Below are 16,246 nucleotides of genomic sequence, written 5' to 3'. Positions count from 1 at the left end.
CGAAGTTGCTGCCGGCCGCTAGCTGGCGGCGCTGATCAGCTGCGGCAGGGCCGCGATCAGGGTGCCCAGCTGCTCGGTGGTGATCACCAGCGGCGGGGCCAGGCGGATGGTCTTCTCGTCGGTGGCGTTCACGATGAATCCGGCATCCAGCGCCGCGGCGACCAGCTTCGGCGCGTTGGCGGCGGCCAGTTCGAAGGCGGTGAGCAGCCCGGCGCCGCGCACGGCGGCAATGCCCTCGACGCCTGCCAGCTGCTCGCGCAGCCAATCGCCGGTGGCGCGCACATGGGCCAGCAGGTTCTGGGATTCGATGGTGTGGATGACGGCCAGGCCGGCGGCGCAGGCCACCGGGTTGCCGCCGAAGGTGGTGCCGTGGTCGCCCGGGGCCAGCCAGCGGGTGTTCTCCTCGCCGAACACGATCATCGCGCCGATCGGGAAGCCTCCGCCCAGGCCCTTGGCCAGGGTCATCACGTCCGGGATCACCGGGGCCGAGGCGAAGAACGCCCCGGTGCGGCCCATGCCGGTCTGCACCTCGTCGAAGACCAGCAGGGCGCCGGCTTCGCGGGTGATGTCGCGGGCGGCCTGCAGGTACTGCGCGGAGAGCATCTTCACGCCGGCTTCGCCCTGGATCGGCTCGATGAAGACCGCCGCGACGGTTTCGTCCACCGCGGCACGCAGCGCGTCGATGTCCCCGGCCGGGATCCAGCTGACGTTTTCGGGCAGCGGGGCGAAGGGCGCGCGGTACTTTTCCTTGTAGGTCAGCGACAGCGCGCCCAGGGTGCGGCCGTGGAAGGAATGCTCCAGGGCGATCACCTTGGTGCGCGGGGCCTGCGGCGTGCCGGCGTTGCGCCGGGTCAGCTTCAGCGCGGCCTCATTGGCTTCGGTGCCGGAGTTGGCGAAGAAGACCTTGGAGCCGGCCGGGGCGGCGGAGATGTCCAGCAGCTTCTCGGCCAGCGCGATCTGGCTGGGGGAAGTGAAGAAGTTCGAGACATGGCCCAGGGTGGACAGCTGGCTGCTGATCACGGAAGCCAGCAGCGGGTGCCCGTGGCCCAGGGTGTTGACCGCGATGCCGCCGAGCAGATCCAGGTACTGGTTGCCATCGGCGTCCCAGACATGGCAGCCGGCCCCGCGCACCAGCACGCGCTGCGGGGTGCCGAAGACGCCGAGCAGGGAGCTGGAGTAGCGTTCGGCCAGGGCGGCCGAGGACAGCTGCGCCAGCCCGGCAGCTTCAGCGGTTCCAGCCAGGGCGGAGGAGGTGGTTTCAGCGGCGTGCTCGCTCACTTGGCGTCCTTCTTTTGTGCGGTGGCCGGGAGCACCTGGGTGCCCACGCCGGCGGTGGTGAAGATTTCCAGCAGCATCGAGTGCGGGGCGCGGCCATCGACGATGTGGGCCTGGCCTACGCCCCCGTCGACGGCTTTGAGGCAGGCGCCCATTTTCGGGATCATGCCCGATTCCAGCGACGGCAGCATGGTGCGCAGCTCGTCGTTGGTGATCGAGCTGATCAGCGAGGACTTGTCCGGCCAGGCGGCGTACAGGCCCTCCACGTCGGTGAGGATCACCAGCTTGGCGGCGCCCAGCGCGGTGGCCAGCGCGGCCGCGGCGGTATCCGCGTTGACGTTCAGCACCGCTCCGGTGGGCTCGCCGGATTCGTCGAATTCCGGGGCGACGGTGGAGATGACCGGGATCATCCCGGCATCCACCAGCGAGTCCACCTGGTCGGTGCGCACGGTGGTGACCTCGCCGACCAGCCCCAGGTCCACGGGCAGGCCGTCCACGACCGTGCCGGTGCGCACTGCCTGCAAGGTGGCGCCGTCCTCGCCGGACATGCCCACCGAGTAGGGTCCGTGCGAGTTGATCAGGCCGACCAGGTCGCGCTGCACCTGGCCGGTGAGCACCATCCGCACCACGTCCATGGCTTCGGGGGTGGTCACCCGCAGCCCGCCGCGGAATTCGGATTCGATCCCGAGGGTGTCGAGCATCCTGTTGATCTGCGGTCCCCCGCCGTGCACCACCACCGGGTTGATCCCGGCGTGGCGCAGGAACACGATGTCCTCGGCGAAGGCGCGGCGCAGATCGTCGTTGACCATCGCGTTGCCACCGTATTTGATGACCATCGTGGTCCCGGCGAAGCGCTGGATCCAGGGCAGCGCCTCGATGAGCGCTTCGGCCTTGGACTGGGCGATGCCCAGGTTGGTGCGGGCGGTGTGGGCCATGGGAGTGTTCCTAGTTTCTGCCTAGCTGGAGTAGGCGGAGTTCTCGTGGACGTAGTCGTGGGTCAGGTCGTTGGTCAGCACGGTGGCTTCCTCGGTGCCCGCGTTCAGGTCGATCTCGATCAACACGTTGCGTTCTTCGAGCGAAACCAGGCTGCGGTCCTCGCCCACCCCGCCGTTCTTGCAGACCATCACGGAGTTGATCGACACGTTCAGCTCATCGGGTTCGAACGCGGCCTTGGTGGTGCCGACCTCGGAGAGCACCCGGCCCCAGTTCGGATCCTTGCCGAAGACCGCGGTCTTGACCAGGTTGGAGCGCGAGACGGCCTTGGAGACTTCCAGGGCGTCGGCCTCGGTAGCGGCATTGAAGGTGCGGATCGCGATGGTGTGCTGCGCGCCCTCGGCGTCCTCGATCAGCTTCGCGGCCAGCTCGCAGCAGGCGTCGGTCAGCGCCGCGGTGAACTCGGCCAGGTCCGGGGCGGCGCCCGAGGCGCCGGAGGCCAGCAGCAGCACGGTGTCGTTGGTGGACATGCAGCCATCGGAGTCCGCGCGGTCGAAGCTCATCGCGGTGGCGGCGCGCAACGCGGCATCGGCCTGTGCGGAGGTCAGCACCGCATCGGTGGTGAGCACCACCAGCATGGTGGCCAGCGCCGGGGCGAGCATGCCCGCGCCCTTGGCCATGCCGCCGATGATGACCTGGCCGGAACCCGGTGCCCCGACGATGCGGGAGACCAGCTTCGGCACGGTGTCGGTGGTCATGATGCCCGCGGCGGCCGCATCGGCCGCGTTCTGGTCGTCGGCCAGCGCCCCGGCGGCAGCCTGGACCCCGGGCAGCAGCTTGTCCATGGGCAGCTGCATCCCGATCAGCCCGGTGGACGCCACGGCCACGTCGCCGGCGGAAACCGAGAGCAGCTGCGCGGCGTATTCGGCGGTCTTGTGGGTGTTCGCGAAGCCTTCGGCGCCGGTGCAGGCGTTGGCCCCGCCGGAGTTGAGCACCACGGCGTCGATGCGGCCGTCGGACAGCACCTGCTTGGACCAGTGCACCGGGGCGGCGGCCACGCGGTTGGAGGTGAAGACACCGGCGGCGGTGAACTGCGGGCCGAGGTTCTTGACCACGACCACGTCGTTCTTGCCGGTGGACTTCAGGCCTGCCGGGACGCCGGCGGCGGCGAAGCCCGCCGGTGCGGTGACCCCGGTGGCGGCAGCGGATGGGTGGGTGTTGGTGTGCGCGAGGCTCACGGTGCAACTCCTTGCATGAGCAATCCGGTGTTTTCTTCCAGTCCCAGTGCGATGTTCATCGACTGGACCGCGGCACCTGCGGTGCCCTTGGTGAGATTATCCAGTGCGGCGGTGACGATCACGCGGTTGGCGTGGGTGTCGAAGGCCAGCTGCAGCTGGACGTGGTTCGATCCCTGCACCGCCCCGGTGGTCGGCCATTGGCCCTCGGGCAGCAGGTGCACGAAGAGCTCGTCGGCATAGGCCGCGGACCAGGCTTCGCGCAGCTGCGCTTCGCTCACCTCGGGCTTGGCCTTGGCGGTGGCGGTGGTCAGGATGCCGCGCGGCATCGGGGCCAGGGTGGGGGTGAAGGAGACGGTGACCGGTTCGCCGGCGAGCTGGGAGAAGCCCTGCTCCATTTCCGGGATGTGGCGGTGGGACCCGCCCACCCCGTAGGTGCTCATCGAGCCCATGGTTTCGCTGCCCAGCAGGTTGGGCTTCAGCGACTTGCCGGCGCCCGAGGTGCCCGAGGCGGAGACGATAACCACGTCGTCGGCTTCCAGCAGGCCAGCGGCGAAGCCCGGAGCCAGGGCCAGCTGCGCGCCGGTCGGGTAGCAGCCCGGGACGGCCACGCGCTTGGTGCCCACCAGCTTTTCGCGCGCACCGGGAAGTTCGGGCAGGCCATAGGGCCAGGAGCCGGCATGCGCCGAACCGTAGAATTTCTCCCAGGCCTCGGCGGATTCCAGCCGGTGGTCCGCGCCGGCGTCGATGACCAGGGTGGATTCGGGCAGCGCCGCGGCCACGGCGGCCGATGCGCCGTGCGGCAGGGCCAGGAACACGACGTCGTGCCCGGCGAGGTTTTCCACGGTGGTGTCCAGCAGGACGCGATCGGCGAGCGCATGCAGGTGCGGGGCGATCGAGCCGAGCCGCTGCCCGGCCTGCGAATGCGCGGTGATCGCGCCAATCTCTACTTCTGGGTGGGCCGCGAGGATGCGCAGGACCTCGCCACCGGCGTATCCACTGGCGCCGGAAACAGCTACTGAAATCGTCATGACCAGATTCTACCGCGAAATATTCATGCACGCTAATAAATATTCATAAAATTCTTCGTCACGTAACCAGACATCCACCCCCAAGGTGCCCGTGCAGCGGCCCGAAGTCCTAAACTGGCCGTAAGACCGTCCCCGGCATCCAGCGCCGGGATCGAAACACGCAGCTAAGGAGCGCCGCACTATGCAGCAGCAAGCCATTCTGGTTCACGAACCGTCCGATGCCAGCGGATTGGTGCCGGGCGAGATCCCGGTCCCTGCCCCGGGCCCGGGCCAGCTGCTGGTGAAGGTCGCGGCCACCGGCGTGAACTTCATCGAGACCTACCAGCGCAGCGGCGTGTACACGGTGGACTACCCCTTCACCCCGGGCACCGAGTTCTCCGGCGTGGTGGAGCAGATCGGCGACGGCGTGCAGAATTACCAGGTCGGCGACCGGGTGGCCACCGCCTCCGGCTCCCGGGGCTACGCCCAGTACGCGCTGGTGGAGGCCAAGCGCGCGGGCAAGGTGCCCGATGCGGTGAACCTGAGCATCGCCGCCGCGCTGCCACTGCAGGGCATGACCGCGCATTACCTGGTGCATTCGAGCTACATGGTGCGCTCCGGCGATGTCGTCTTGACCTACGCGGGCGCTGGCGGCGTGGGCCTGATCCTCACCCAGCTGCTCAAGCTCAAGGGCGCCACCGTGATCACCACCGCCTCCACGCAGGAAAAGAAGGACCTGGCCAAGGCGGCCGGAGCCGACTACGTGGTGGATTACGACCAGGTGGCGGACACCGTCGCGCAGGTCACCGGCGGCGCGGGCGTGCACGCGGTCTACGACGGCATCGGCAAGGACACCTTCGAGACCTCGCTGGCAGCCCTGCGCCGGCGCGGCACCCTGGTGCTCTTCGGCGGGGCCAGCGGCCAGGTCCCGGACTTCAACCTGCAGCGGCTGAACGCCGGCGGTTCGCTGAGCGTGACCCGGCCGAAGCTCGATGACTTCCTGGCCACCGAGCAGGAGCTGCACTGGCGCTTCGGCGATATCTTCGGCTGGGTCGCCACCGGGGACATCGATGTGCGCATCGGCGCCGAGTTCCCGCTGGCCGAAGCCGCCGCGGCCCATGCCGCGCTGGAATCGCGCGCCACCACCGGCAAGGTCATCCTGGTTCCCTAGCGATGGCCGGGCATCCGCAGGCTGGGCATGCCGGCATCTGCCCCGAGAGCACCGGGGCGATGCCGGCATTCACCGCGCGCTCGTTGCTGCCGCCGGTCCGCAACAGTTGAGAGATGCATGACACTTCAATCAAATTTTTCCGCTCTTAACCCGTAACACGCTTTAATGGTGACTGGAACCCTTGCGTTCCACCCCTCCAGGATCCACTTCACTTCTGGGACGCTCTCCCCCAGCGACCCATCTTGCACTCTTAGTGAAGGGACGGATCCGATCAGCATGGACAACGAACGAACTCCAGCGCCGGATGCACCAATCCATCCACCCCAGTTCCCCTCCGGAACCCTGGCGCCGGCTGCGCGCACCCTTATGGACATCCTGCAGGCCACCGCCCAGGCTCATCCCGATGCGCCGGCCATTGACGACGGCGAACGCGTAGAGAGCTACGCGGAGCTGCTCGAAGAGGTCAAGAACAAGGCCCGGCGGCTGCATGCCCAGGGCCTGGGCGCCGGCGACCGCATCGGCGTGCGCGTTGAATCGGGCACCCGGCACCTGTATGAATGGATCCTCGCGATCATGTGGGTTGGGGCCGCCTATGTCCCGGTCGATGCCGATGACCCCGACGAGCGCGCCAAGACCGTGTTCACCGAGGCCGAAGTCGCGGGCATCATCAAGGGACGCGATACCGTCGTGGCCGATAGCCAGCGCCCCAAGCCCTTTGCGAACCCGCGAATGCCTGGACTGGAAGATGACGCATGGATCATCTTCACTTCCGGTTCCACCGGCAAGCCCAAGGGCGTCGCGGTCACCCACCGTTCGGCAGCGGCCTTCGTGGATGCCGAAGCGAAGATGTTCCTGCCCGGCGATCCGCTGAACACCACCGACCGGGTGCTCGCCGGACTGTCGGTCGCCTTCGATGCCTCCTGCGAGGAAATGTGGATCGCCTGGCGCAACGGCTCCTGCCTGGTCCCGGCCCCGCGCGCCCTGGTGCGCAGCGGCATGGACCTGGGCCCGTGGCTGATTTCCCGTTCCATTACCGCCGTTTCCACCGTGCCCACCCTGGCGGCGCTGTGGCCGGCGCAGGCCCTGGACTCGGTGCGCCTGCTGATTTTCGGCGGCGAGGCCTGCCCGCCGGAACTGGCCGGGCGGCTAGCCACCGAAGGCCGCGAAGTCTGGAACACCTACGGACCGACCGAAGCGACCGTGGTAGCCTGCGGCGCCACCATGGACGGCAGCGTGCCGGTACGCATCGGCCTGCCGCTGGACGGTTGGGATCTGGCGGTGGTTGATACCGAGGGGATCCCGGTCGCCGAGGGCGAATCCGGGGAGCTGATCATCGGCGGCGTGGGCCTGGCCCGCTACCTGGATCCGGAAAAGGATGCCGAGAAGTACGCGCCGATGCCCACCTTGGGCTGGGAGCGGGCCTACCGCTCGGGCGATATGGTCATCAATGACCCGCTGGGCCTGATCTTCATCGGCCGCGTGGATGACCAGGTGAAGATCGGCGGTCGGCGTATCGAGCTGGGCGAAATCGACGCCGCGCTCAACTCCCTTCCCGAAGTTTCTTCCGCGGCGGTAGCGGTACGCGAGACCGCCACCGGCAACAAGGTCCTGGTCGGCTACCTGCAGGCAGCGGAAAACTATGATCTGGGGGCAGCGCGCACCCGCTTGCTTGCCGACCTGCCGGCGCCGATGGTGCCGATCCTGGCGGTGATGGGCAGCCTGCCGATGAAGACCAGCGGCAAGGTGGACCGCAATGCGCTGCCGTGGCCGTTGCCGGGCGCCGAACTGGCTGCCGAGGGCTCCGGCCTGCCCGAACTCGATGAGACCGGGCAGTTTCTTGCCGAAGCTTGGCGCGGCGCGCTGGGCGCTTCGGCCGCCGGCCTGGACGCCGATTTCTTCGCTTCCGGTGGCGGGTCGCTGGCCGCGGCCCAGCTGGTTTCGGCACTGCGTGCCCGCTACCCTGACCTGACCGTCGCGCAGCTCTACGACTACCCGCGTTTTGGCGCACTGCTCGAATACCTCGGCGGCCAGCAGCAATCCGTGACGCCGGCGCAGCCGCGCACGGTCGAGCGCACCCAGCGGGGAACCCAATGGGCGCAGTCCCTGGCCGCCGGGCCGCTGTTCATCCTCTCGGGCCTGCGCTGGTTCACCTACCTCATGCTCGGACACCTGTTGCTGGTGTTCCTCGGTGTTTTCGAGGCGCACCTGCCGACCCCGTGGTACGTGCTTGCCGGCCTCTGGCTGGTCTTCGTGACCCCGGTAGGGCGCATGGGCCTGTCCATCGCGGCCACGAAGCTCTTGCTCCGCGGCTTGAAGCCGGGGACCTACCCCCGCTCGGGTTCGGTGCACCTGCGCCTCTGGCTGGCCCAGCACATCGCCGACGTGGTCGATCCGGTGTCCCTGGCGTCCGCTCCGCTGCTGCCTTGGTATGCGCGGATGCTCGGTGCGCAGATCGACCGCACCGCGACCATGCACACCCTGCCACCGGTCACCGGCATGCTGCGAGTCGGCCCCGGAGCCTCCATCGAGCCCGAGGTGGATATCTCGGGCTACTGGATCGACGGGGACAAGCTGCACGTGGGCACCATTGAGATCGGCGCCCACGCCTCCATCGGCGCCCGCAGCACCCTGGCCCCCGGGGCAGCCATCGGTGCGCACACCATCGTTGAAGCGGGATCCGCGGTCTACGGCCAGGCCCGGAGCCATTCCCGCTATGCCGGTTCGCCGGCGCAGCGCGAAGGCAAGGCCAAGCCGAAGTGGCCAACGCAGGAACCGGAGCACAAGGCGCTGCCCCGTATTCTGGGCGGCATCGGTTCCATGGCGTTGAACCTCGCACAGTGGCTTCCGGTGATTGCCGCGTTGCTGGCCATAGCCCCGGTACTTGGCAGCGCGCAATCGCTGGCCGGGATCGGCTGGCGGTTCATTCCGGCCGTGCTGCTGGGCGCCACCGTGTGGTTCTTGGCCACCATGGTGCTGACCATCGCCATTGTCCGCCTGCTTTCCATCGGCCTGGCAGAGGGGTGGCATCCGGTCACTTCCCGCGTTGGCTGGCAGGCCTGGGCTACCGAACGCGTCTTGGATACCGCCCGCGACCTGCTCTTCCCGCTCTACGCCTCGCTCTTCACCCCGATCTGGCTGCGCCTGCTCGGTGCCAAGGTGGGCCGCGACGTGGAGATCTCCACGGTGCTGCTGATTCCGAAGATGACCACCATTTCCTCGGGTGCGTTCCTGGCCGATGACACCATGGTTGCTTCCTATGAGCTCGGTGGCGGCTGGATGCACATTGCCCCGGTTCGCGTGGGCAAGAAGGCCTTCTTGGGCAACTCCGGCATCCTGCATGCCGGGCGCCGGGTGCCCAAGCGCTCGCTGATCGCGGTGCTGTCGGCCACGCCGAAGAAGATGAAGGCCGGCACCTCGTGGATCGGCTCGCCCCCGCACAAGCTGCGCCGCACCACCGTGGAAGGCGAATCGGATCTGACCTACCGCCCAACCCTGAAGCTCAAGGCGATGCGGGCGGGGTGGGAGCTGACCCGTGGCCTCGCGGTGTTCACCACGGTCGGAATTGCCGGCGGCGTGCTTTGGGCGCTGTCCGCCTTGACCGTCTACTTCAACCCGCTGGTCGCGATCCTGCTTTCCGGCGCGGTGCTGGTCCTGGCCGGAGCAGTCGCCGCCCTGGTGGCGGTCGCCGCCAAGTGGCTGGTGGTTGGCGTGATTCGCCCGGGCGAGCACGCATTGTGGAGTTCCTTCATATGGCGCACCGAAATGGTGGATTCCTTCACCGAGCTGGTCTGCGCCCAATGGTTCGCCCGCTTGGCTTCGGGCACCCCGGCCTTGGTCTGGTTCCTGCGCGCGCAGGGGGCAAAGATCGGCCATGGCGTGTGGTGCGAGAGCTACTGGTTCCCGGAAGCGGACCTGGTGACATTGGAAGACCACGCCACGGTGAACCGCGGCAGTGTCCTGCAAACCCACCTGTTCCACGACCGGATCATGTCCATCGACGCGGTGTCCCTGGGCGCCGGGGCAACGCTCGGCCCGCACAGCGTCATCCTGCCCGCCGCGCGGATCTCCGAAGGCACCACCACCGGGCCAGCCAGCCTGGTGCTGCGCGGCGAGGTGCTTCCGGCAAATACCTACTGGCGCGGTAATCCGGCGGTACGCTGGAACATCGAACCCGAGACCAAAGCCGAGCAACCGGCTGACCAACAAGCCTGAGGATTCCCCGCCGATGCCCCACCACATACTCGATGAGTACACCAAGCACCATGGGTCCCCGACGTACACGGTGGAGCACTATGACCTGTCGTTGGTCATCAAGCTCGCCAGCAACCTGCTCGATGGCCGGGCCATGCTGCGCATCCGCGCCGTGGAGGATATCAATGAGGTCGCGTTGAACCTCAGCGGCTTGAAGATCATCAAGGCCACCTGCCAGGGGCGCAAGGTGCCGGTGGCCAAGAAGCACCACCGGATGGTCGTTTCCCTGCCAGCAGTGGTGAAAGCCGGCGAGCGCGTGGAGCTGAACCTGCGCTATGCCGGCAGCCCGCAGGCAGAAAACGGGCTGTGGGGCGAGCTTGGCTGGGAAGAGCTCACCGATGGCATCCTGGTCTCCGGCCAGCCAGTAGGCGCCTCGACCTGGTACCCGTGCAACGACCACCCCAGCCACAAGTCCAGCTACCGCTTCGAGATCTCGGCGGATGCCGGCTACCGCGTCGTGGCCAATGGCCAGCTGGTGGACCATCGCCGTTCGGCCAGCCGCGAGATGTGGGTCTACGAGCAGCGTGAGCCGATGGCCAGCTACCTCGCCACCGTGCAGATCGGCCGTTATAGCCAGATTCCTTTCGATGAAGGCGGCCACCTGGTGGCCTACTCGGTTCCGGGAACCGAGGTGCCGGTGCGCGGCGCGTTCGCGAAGCAGACGGCGATGGCCGAGCTGTTCGAGCGGAAATTCGGCCCGTACCCGTTCGAGAGCTACAAGATCGTCGTGGTCGATGACGAACTGGAGATCCCGCTCGAAGCCCAGGGCCTGAGCATCTTCGGCAAGAACCACTTGTCGCTGCAGTGGGAAGACCAGCGCCTGATCGCCCACGAGTTCGCGCACCAGTGGTTCGGCAACTCCCTGACTCCGGGGCGCTGGAAGGATATCTGGCTCAACGAGGGTTTCGCTTGCTTCAGCGAATGGGTGTACTCCGAAAAAGCCCAGGTGATGGCGTTGGACGAGCGTGCCCGCCACGCGTGGGCCCTGCTCGAAGGCTTGCCGCAGGACATCATGGTCGGGGACCCCGGGCCCCAGGACATGTTCGATGACCGGGTGTACAAGCGCGGAGCGCTGGCCCTGTATGCGCTGATGCGGCGGTTGGGCGAAACGGACTTCTACACGATGCTTCGCCAATGGACCGCCACGCATCAGCATTCGACGGTGAGCACGCAGAAGTTCGCTGACCTATTGGGCCACTACGCACCGGCGGAAGAGATCCAGGCCATCCTGGACGCATGGCTGTTTTCCGAGGCGCTTCCGCCCTTCCCTGCCTGATCGGCGCACGGCGCCATGATGTTCCGGCCAGGTCCGCAGGGCTGTTGTCCTTCATCACAAACAACCCTCTGGCTTGGTCTTGTTCAGCATTTGTTCACAAGCTGTTCACCGGATGGCTCTACGGTCATTGCATGACTGTAGAGATCCCCCTGCTCGATGAAGCCTTCCAGGGCTATTCCGTCCTCGATAACGACGATGACGATCCGGTGCTGGTCCGCGCCGATGGAAGCATCGTCGATACCTGGCGGGAGAACTACCCGTATTTCCAGAAACTGGATCGCGCCACCTACGAGGCTGAAAAGCGGGCACTGCAGATCGAACTGCTGAAACTGCAGAAATGGGCGAAAGCCCATGGCCGCCGGATCATGATCGTTTTCGAAGGCCGCGATGCGGCCGGCAAAGGCGGCACGATCAAGCGTTTCACGGAACACCTGAACCCGCGTGGCGCCCGCGTGGTGGCCTTGGAAAAGCCGAGCGAGCGCGAGTCCACCCAGTGGTACTACCAGCGCTATGTGCAGCACTTCCCGTCGGCTGGCGAGATCGTGCTCTTCGACCGCTCCTGGTATAACCGTGCCGGCGTCGAACGCGTGATGGGATTTTGCACCGAAACCCAGGTGGACCACTTCCTGGAGCAGACTCCCGCCTTCGAGAAGATGGTCGTCGACGAGGGCATCGACCTGGTGAAGTTCTGGTTCTCGGTGTCCGCCAGCGAGCAGCTGACCCGATTCACCATCCGCCGCATCGATCCGGTGCGCCAGTGGAAGCTCTCGCCCATGGATCTCGAGTCCCTGGATAAGTGGGAAAAGTACACCCAAGCCAAAAAGGAAATGTTCCTCAAGACCGATACGGAGCATGCCCCGTGGACCGTGGTGAAGTCCAACGACAAGAAGCGCGCCCGGTTGCAGGCGATGCGCCACGTGCTGAACCTTTTCGAGTACAAGGGCAAGGACCACCACTTAGTGGGCTCCCCCGATCCGAAAATCGTGGGCCGCGCGGCCAAGGTGATTACCCACGGCGAAGAATTCTAGATCCGTTCCCGGTGCACCGCTGCTAGGGAACGATGACGCAGGTGCCCAGCAGCCCTTGGCCGCGCGGTCCTTCGGCGATCCAGCGACCGCTCATCGATGCGAGAGCATGCTGCGCGGCAACCGGTCCCGTAGCCCGGATTCCGGCATGGAAACGGCGGGACTGCGCATCGACGCGAATCTCGCATTCCAGGAAATCCAGCCACTGCCTGGTCAGCGGGAACCACGCCTTGAAGATGCTTTCCTTGGCGCTGAAAATCAGCCGGTCCCAGGCGATGCCCGGATGGTGCGCCGATAGCTCGGCGGCCATCACCTGCTCTTCGGGAAGCAAGATGATGTCGAGGATTTCTGCCGGCAGCGGAGCATGCAGTTCGGCGTCGATGCCAAGGCCGCGAATATCGCTGGTGGAGGCTACTGCCGCTGCACGGAAGCCAGCGCAATGGGTCATGCTCCCCACCACGCCAGCTGGCCAGATCGGTGCCCGTTTTTGATCTGGAACCAAGGCAACGCCCGCATAGCCCAGTTGTGCCAGCGCTCGGCGAGCGCAGACACGGACAGTACGGAATTCCTGCTGCCGCTCAGGCACCGCCTCGGCGATGTACCGTTCTTCTTCCCCGTAGGATCGGCCGTCTTCCAGCTCGGTACGCGACTGGACCAAATGTACCGAAGACGGCAGCAGCTCTGCGAAGATATCGTTGCCTTCCATCAGAAGCGCGAAGATCCGCCAGCGCCGGAGAAGCTTCCGCCACCAGAGTATCCGCCGGAGACTCCGCCCGACGAGCTCGCTGCTTCACGCGACTCAGCCACTGCGCTGACGCCCGCGGAATATCCGTGGTGGTAGCCACCCACGCGCCAATACATCGATGCGGGATTCAAAACGTCCAGGATGGTGCCGGAACGGCCGTCATATGCCCCGGATTCATAGCGGGATTTCTTCAATGCCGATTGCATGTCGGCCTTCTCTTCGGCACTTTCCGCATACACTTCGATTTGAGCTTGGGCGAAGACATCCAGCTTTTCGGTCAATTCGGCACGCAACTCCGATAATCCATCGAGCGCTTGATCCACCGTGATCGATTCTTTCTTCAGCTGCACTGACAATTCGCCGAGCTGCCTGGTTGCCATTTCCCGGTAGGAAGCCAAGGCGGCCGCGCTGCCCATCAGTTCCGGCTCTACGTCGTTGAGCAACTCCCTGATCTCGTCGAGGTCCTCTTCTAGCGGCTCGGTCTGTGCATGCCACGCCTCTTCCCAGGATGCTGAACGGGTATAAAGCGCCGCCGCGGCAATGATGGCGTCATCGGTCAGGTCCAGGGACTGCGCTGTTTCGCGGAATTCCTTGGCGAAGCGAACGCCTTCGGAGCCGGACCGCTCCTTCTTGCCCGAGTCTTCCAGTGCCTGCTGCGCTGCAAAACAAGCACGGTATTTGGCCATGAACTTGGTGAAGCGCTGCTCCAGCTCGGCTGCATGCCCTGAAGCCGACGGCAGCGTACGAGCCGCCAATTCGGTTTCTTCCAGATCCATCGTGACGTTGGTCAGGTGCAAGGTCCCCTGATGCAGTTCTTCCGCGAAAGTTTTCCGACGCGTTGACCGAGTGTGCAGTGCGACGCCGCCGATAATGGCAGCCACGAGGCCTCCGACGCCCGTGGATATCCACAAGGCCGGGTGCTGGTACCAGGGCCGATTCATGATCACGGCCGCCTGATCGGCTACCGCAATGACGCCGTCGGTCCACCGGGATAGATTGAAGTCGTCGTAGCCGGCTTCGTGGATGCTCTCCATGGAGCTCTCTGAGACCTTGCGGTCTTCGCCGAAGTACGTGCCGATCTGTCCATCTCCTTCTCCTTCGATGGACAAGGTGATGATGAACAGGCCGTCGGCCCAGTAGTCGCCGTAGTCTTCGGGCTTTCCTGATATCCATTCCGGATGGGATGACTTGGCGTATTCCAGCGTCTTGGTGTTGATGTCATCGGAGTATTCTCCGTTGCGGGCGTAGATTGCCACATCCGTGGGCTCGTTGAAATCGAGCTCGTCCAGTGCGTCACGCAGCCGCTGCTCATTGAGCTTGCCGGTGGAATCCTCGATGGTGACCGATTCCAGGTTCTGCCCGGCCACGACCTGCACACCGGTGGCAGCTTGCGCGGCAGGCAGGGCGCCAGCCAGCCCCAAGGAAAGTGCCGCTGCGGTACCGGCTATTCGAATGCTCCGGGTTCGTGGGCCCACGATGCGTCTCCTTCTTTCGAGTTCCGGGTTATCTCCGGCTGATGGCCTTTCTCCTATCCTAGCGAGCCGGGGTGTGGCATCGATCATCCTTAAGACGGCTTTCGGCGCATTGGGGCCGCAACGCGCTTGTTCCAACCGGGATTCGCCGAAAAGTGATGGATTCCTCAAGCAGGTGCATTGCATGCCTATTCATGCCTGATCAACGGATGGGAATCCTCCGGGCATGGGAGGAAAAAATGATCGATTGGTTTGAACTGGACAGCACCGCACCAAATTCGGGGCTAAAATTGCAGAATGACTAGCATTGACGATTCCGGGGCATCCGTCCTTTCAGAACCAGAGCGCGAGATCCTCACTTGGGACACCTTCGGTGAAGCTTCCCGCGAACTGGCACAGACCATTGTCGACGACGGCTTCGAGCCGGACATCGTTCTGGCAGTAGCACGAGGCGGCCTGCTGCTGGCCGGCTCGATTTCCTACGCTCTGGGCGTCAAGGCCTGCGGTGCGCTGAACGTGGAGTTCTACACCGGCATCGGCACCGTCCTGCCGGAGCCAGTGGTTCTTCCTCCAATGCTGGACGATGGCCACCTGCGCGACAAGAAGATCCTGATCGTTGACGATGTCTCCGACTCCGGCCGCACCCTTGAAAAGGTTGTCGATCTGGTGTCCGCCTGGGGCGCCGAGGTCAAGACCGTCTGCCTGTACACCAAGCCGCGCACCATCATGGTCCCGGATTACGAATGGCGCCGCACCGACAAGTGGATTACCTTCCCATGGTCGGATCTGCCACCAGTTACCGCTGGCGCAGCCAAGTAAAGTACTTGAATATCAGCAGGGAACGGCGAGCTTTCGCCGTTCCCTGCTTTTGTTTTGAAGCTACTGCCGCGGGCGCAGGTCCAGGCTGAATCCGGGGCATTGCGGAAAGTCCCCGGTGAAGTCGGCTTCCATCCCGAAGGACTCGTAGAAGAACTACGGCCAATGAAACAAGTTTGCGCGCGCTTCGTTCCCGCATAGGCTGAACCCATGGGTCCTTCACTGCTGCTAACGCCAATGACCGAGGCGGATGCAGATTTCGTTGCGCGCCTGGCTGCAGACGAACGCGTCATGGCCCATATCGGCGACGGAAGCACCTGGAGCCTGGAGTACACCGCGCAACGCGTGGATCATGCCCTGAGCAGTCCGGAGATCTCCTGGTTTATCGCGCGCCGCCAGAATTCTCCGGTTGGACTTTTCACCACTACCGAACGCAGGCATGCCACCGAAATCGGCTATTGGATCGCCCCGGAATGCTGGGGCCAAGGCTTGGCGAAGGAAATAGTCAGCGAGGGGCTCGCGCAATTGCAGGAAACCGGTCGAAGCGCATTTATCGCTCGTGCCGATGCCTCGAATATCGCCTCGCTGAAAGTGCTTGCCCGTTACGGGTTCATCGCGCAGGCGAAGGAAGGCCCTGGGCTCATAACGTTGACACGGGTTCTTCCCACTGTACCGGTGCCACCTGCCAGCTAGGGCGTGTAGGTTTCCGATGGGCGGAGCCTATCGGGTGCTTCTTCCTCTACCGTAGCGCTCGGGGTCGCCGGTTCTTCGAGGTGGGTTCCGGCGCCACGCTGGATAAACAGCACCGCTGCCCAGCCTGCCGCGATGAGGACGGCAACGGCCAGGATCCCGAGGAAGAACACCAGCAGCACAGCACCGCATGAACGCAATCCCTTCACTTCAAGCCTCTTCCCTCATCTAGTCGCCTTGTCGGGATATCCCAGATCAAGTGTAGTCCTCAACCTGGCCAACCCGGGCATGGCGACAAAGCAAAATGCCCTGCCGCTTCCCGATCATCGGGAGAGCAGCAGGGCATC

General features: G+C 65.3%; 13 protein-coding genes. 6 read left to right on the top strand and 7 right to left on the bottom strand.

Annotation, left to right across the window (positions count from 1 at the left end):
• Positions 1-18: 18 nt before the first annotated feature.
• The 4 genes from ACIOTN_RS15160 to argC are packed head-to-tail and all read right to left on the bottom strand — an operon-like array spanning position 19 to position 4,474.
• Positions 19-1,278, bottom strand: a complete 1,260-nt coding sequence (locus ACIOTN_RS15160) for an acetylornithine transaminase (RefSeq protein WP_402735609.1) — start codon at positions 1,276-1,278, stop codon at positions 19-21.
• A complete protein-coding gene (gene argB, locus ACIOTN_RS15155) occupies positions 1,275-2,210 on the bottom strand; it encodes an acetylglutamate kinase (protein WP_105658132.1) in 936 nt (311 codons plus the stop codon). Before argB ends, ACIOTN_RS15160 begins: the two co-directional genes overlap by 4 nt.
• Before the next feature lie 21 nt (positions 2,211-2,231).
• Positions 2,232-3,446 (bottom strand): bifunctional glutamate N-acetyltransferase/amino-acid acetyltransferase ArgJ, encoded by a 1,215-nt coding sequence (gene argJ / locus ACIOTN_RS15150; RefSeq protein WP_402735608.1) that lies wholly within the window; start codon positions 3,444-3,446, stop codon positions 2,232-2,234.
• Positions 3,443-4,474, bottom strand: a complete 1,032-nt coding sequence (gene argC / locus ACIOTN_RS15145) for an N-acetyl-gamma-glutamyl-phosphate reductase (protein WP_133832936.1) — start codon at positions 4,472-4,474, stop codon at positions 3,443-3,445. Before argC ends, argJ begins: the two co-directional genes overlap by 4 nt.
• A 181-nt stretch (positions 4,475-4,655) precedes the next feature.
• On the opposite strand from argC, the gene ACIOTN_RS15140 reads away from it, so the two are divergent.
• The 4 genes from ACIOTN_RS15140 (at position 4,656) to ppk2 (ending at position 12,179) form a co-directional block, all read left to right on the top strand.
• Positions 4,656-5,624, top strand: coding sequence for a quinone oxidoreductase family protein (locus ACIOTN_RS15140; protein WP_402735607.1), 969 nt, complete (start codon positions 4,656-4,658; stop codon positions 5,622-5,624).
• A gap of 276 nt (positions 5,625-5,900) precedes the next feature.
• On the top strand, positions 5,901-9,836 hold the full coding sequence (locus ACIOTN_RS15135; RefSeq protein ID WP_402735606.1) for a Pls/PosA family non-ribosomal peptide synthetase: 3,936 nt from the start codon (positions 5,901-5,903) through the stop codon (positions 9,834-9,836).
• A 13-nt stretch (positions 9,837-9,849) separates the two neighbouring features.
• On the top strand, positions 9,850-11,151 hold the full coding sequence (locus tag ACIOTN_RS15130; RefSeq protein ID WP_402735605.1) for a M1 family metallopeptidase: 1,302 nt from the start codon (positions 9,850-9,852) through the stop codon (positions 11,149-11,151).
• A gap of 131 nt (positions 11,152-11,282) precedes the next feature.
• Complete coding sequence (gene ppk2 / locus ACIOTN_RS15125; RefSeq protein ID WP_105658137.1) at positions 11,283-12,179, top strand: polyphosphate kinase 2; 897 nt, start codon at positions 11,283-11,285, stop codon at positions 12,177-12,179.
• 22 nt (positions 12,180-12,201) lie between these two features.
• Here ppk2 and ACIOTN_RS15120 read toward each other — a convergent pair whose 3' ends face one another.
• Both ACIOTN_RS15120 and ACIOTN_RS15115 read right to left on the bottom strand, forming a co-directional pair.
• Positions 12,202-12,882, bottom strand: a complete 681-nt coding sequence (locus ACIOTN_RS15120; protein WP_402735604.1) for a 4'-phosphopantetheinyl transferase — start codon at positions 12,880-12,882, stop codon at positions 12,202-12,204.
• Entirely contained in the window at positions 12,882-14,396 is a 1,515-nt protein-coding gene (locus ACIOTN_RS15115) for a DUF5129 domain-containing protein (RefSeq protein ID WP_402735603.1), read from the bottom strand. The genes ACIOTN_RS15120 and ACIOTN_RS15115 overlap by 1 nt, the downstream gene beginning before the upstream one ends.
• Before the next feature lie 294 nt (positions 14,397-14,690).
• On the opposite strand from ACIOTN_RS15115, the gene ACIOTN_RS15110 reads away from it, so the two are divergent.
• Both ACIOTN_RS15110 and ACIOTN_RS15105 read left to right on the top strand, forming a co-directional pair.
• On the top strand, positions 14,691-15,212 hold the full coding sequence (locus ACIOTN_RS15110; protein WP_105658140.1) for a phosphoribosyltransferase: 522 nt from the start codon (positions 14,691-14,693) through the stop codon (positions 15,210-15,212).
• A 207-nt stretch (positions 15,213-15,419) separates the two neighbouring features.
• On the top strand, positions 15,420-15,902 hold the full coding sequence (locus ACIOTN_RS15105; RefSeq protein ID WP_402735602.1) for a GNAT family N-acetyltransferase: 483 nt from the start codon (positions 15,420-15,422) through the stop codon (positions 15,900-15,902).
• On the opposite strand, the gene ACIOTN_RS15100 is transcribed toward ACIOTN_RS15105, so the two are convergent.
• The gene (locus ACIOTN_RS15100) at positions 15,899-16,108 is read right to left on the bottom strand and encodes a hypothetical protein (RefSeq protein ID WP_105658142.1); all 210 of its coding nucleotides are present in this window, start codon (positions 16,106-16,108) and stop codon (positions 15,899-15,901) included. The two genes, ACIOTN_RS15105 and ACIOTN_RS15100, sit on opposite strands and share 4 nt — an antisense overlap.
• Between the last annotated feature and the right edge of the window lie 138 nt (positions 16,109-16,246).

The organism is Glutamicibacter sp. NPDC087661, assembly GCF_044743275.1.
GTDB lineage: Bacteria > Actinomycetota > Actinomycetes > Actinomycetales > Micrococcaceae > Glutamicibacter.
Note: the sequence above shows the minus strand (reverse complement) of the source record. Positions and strands in the feature narration are given on the sequence as shown.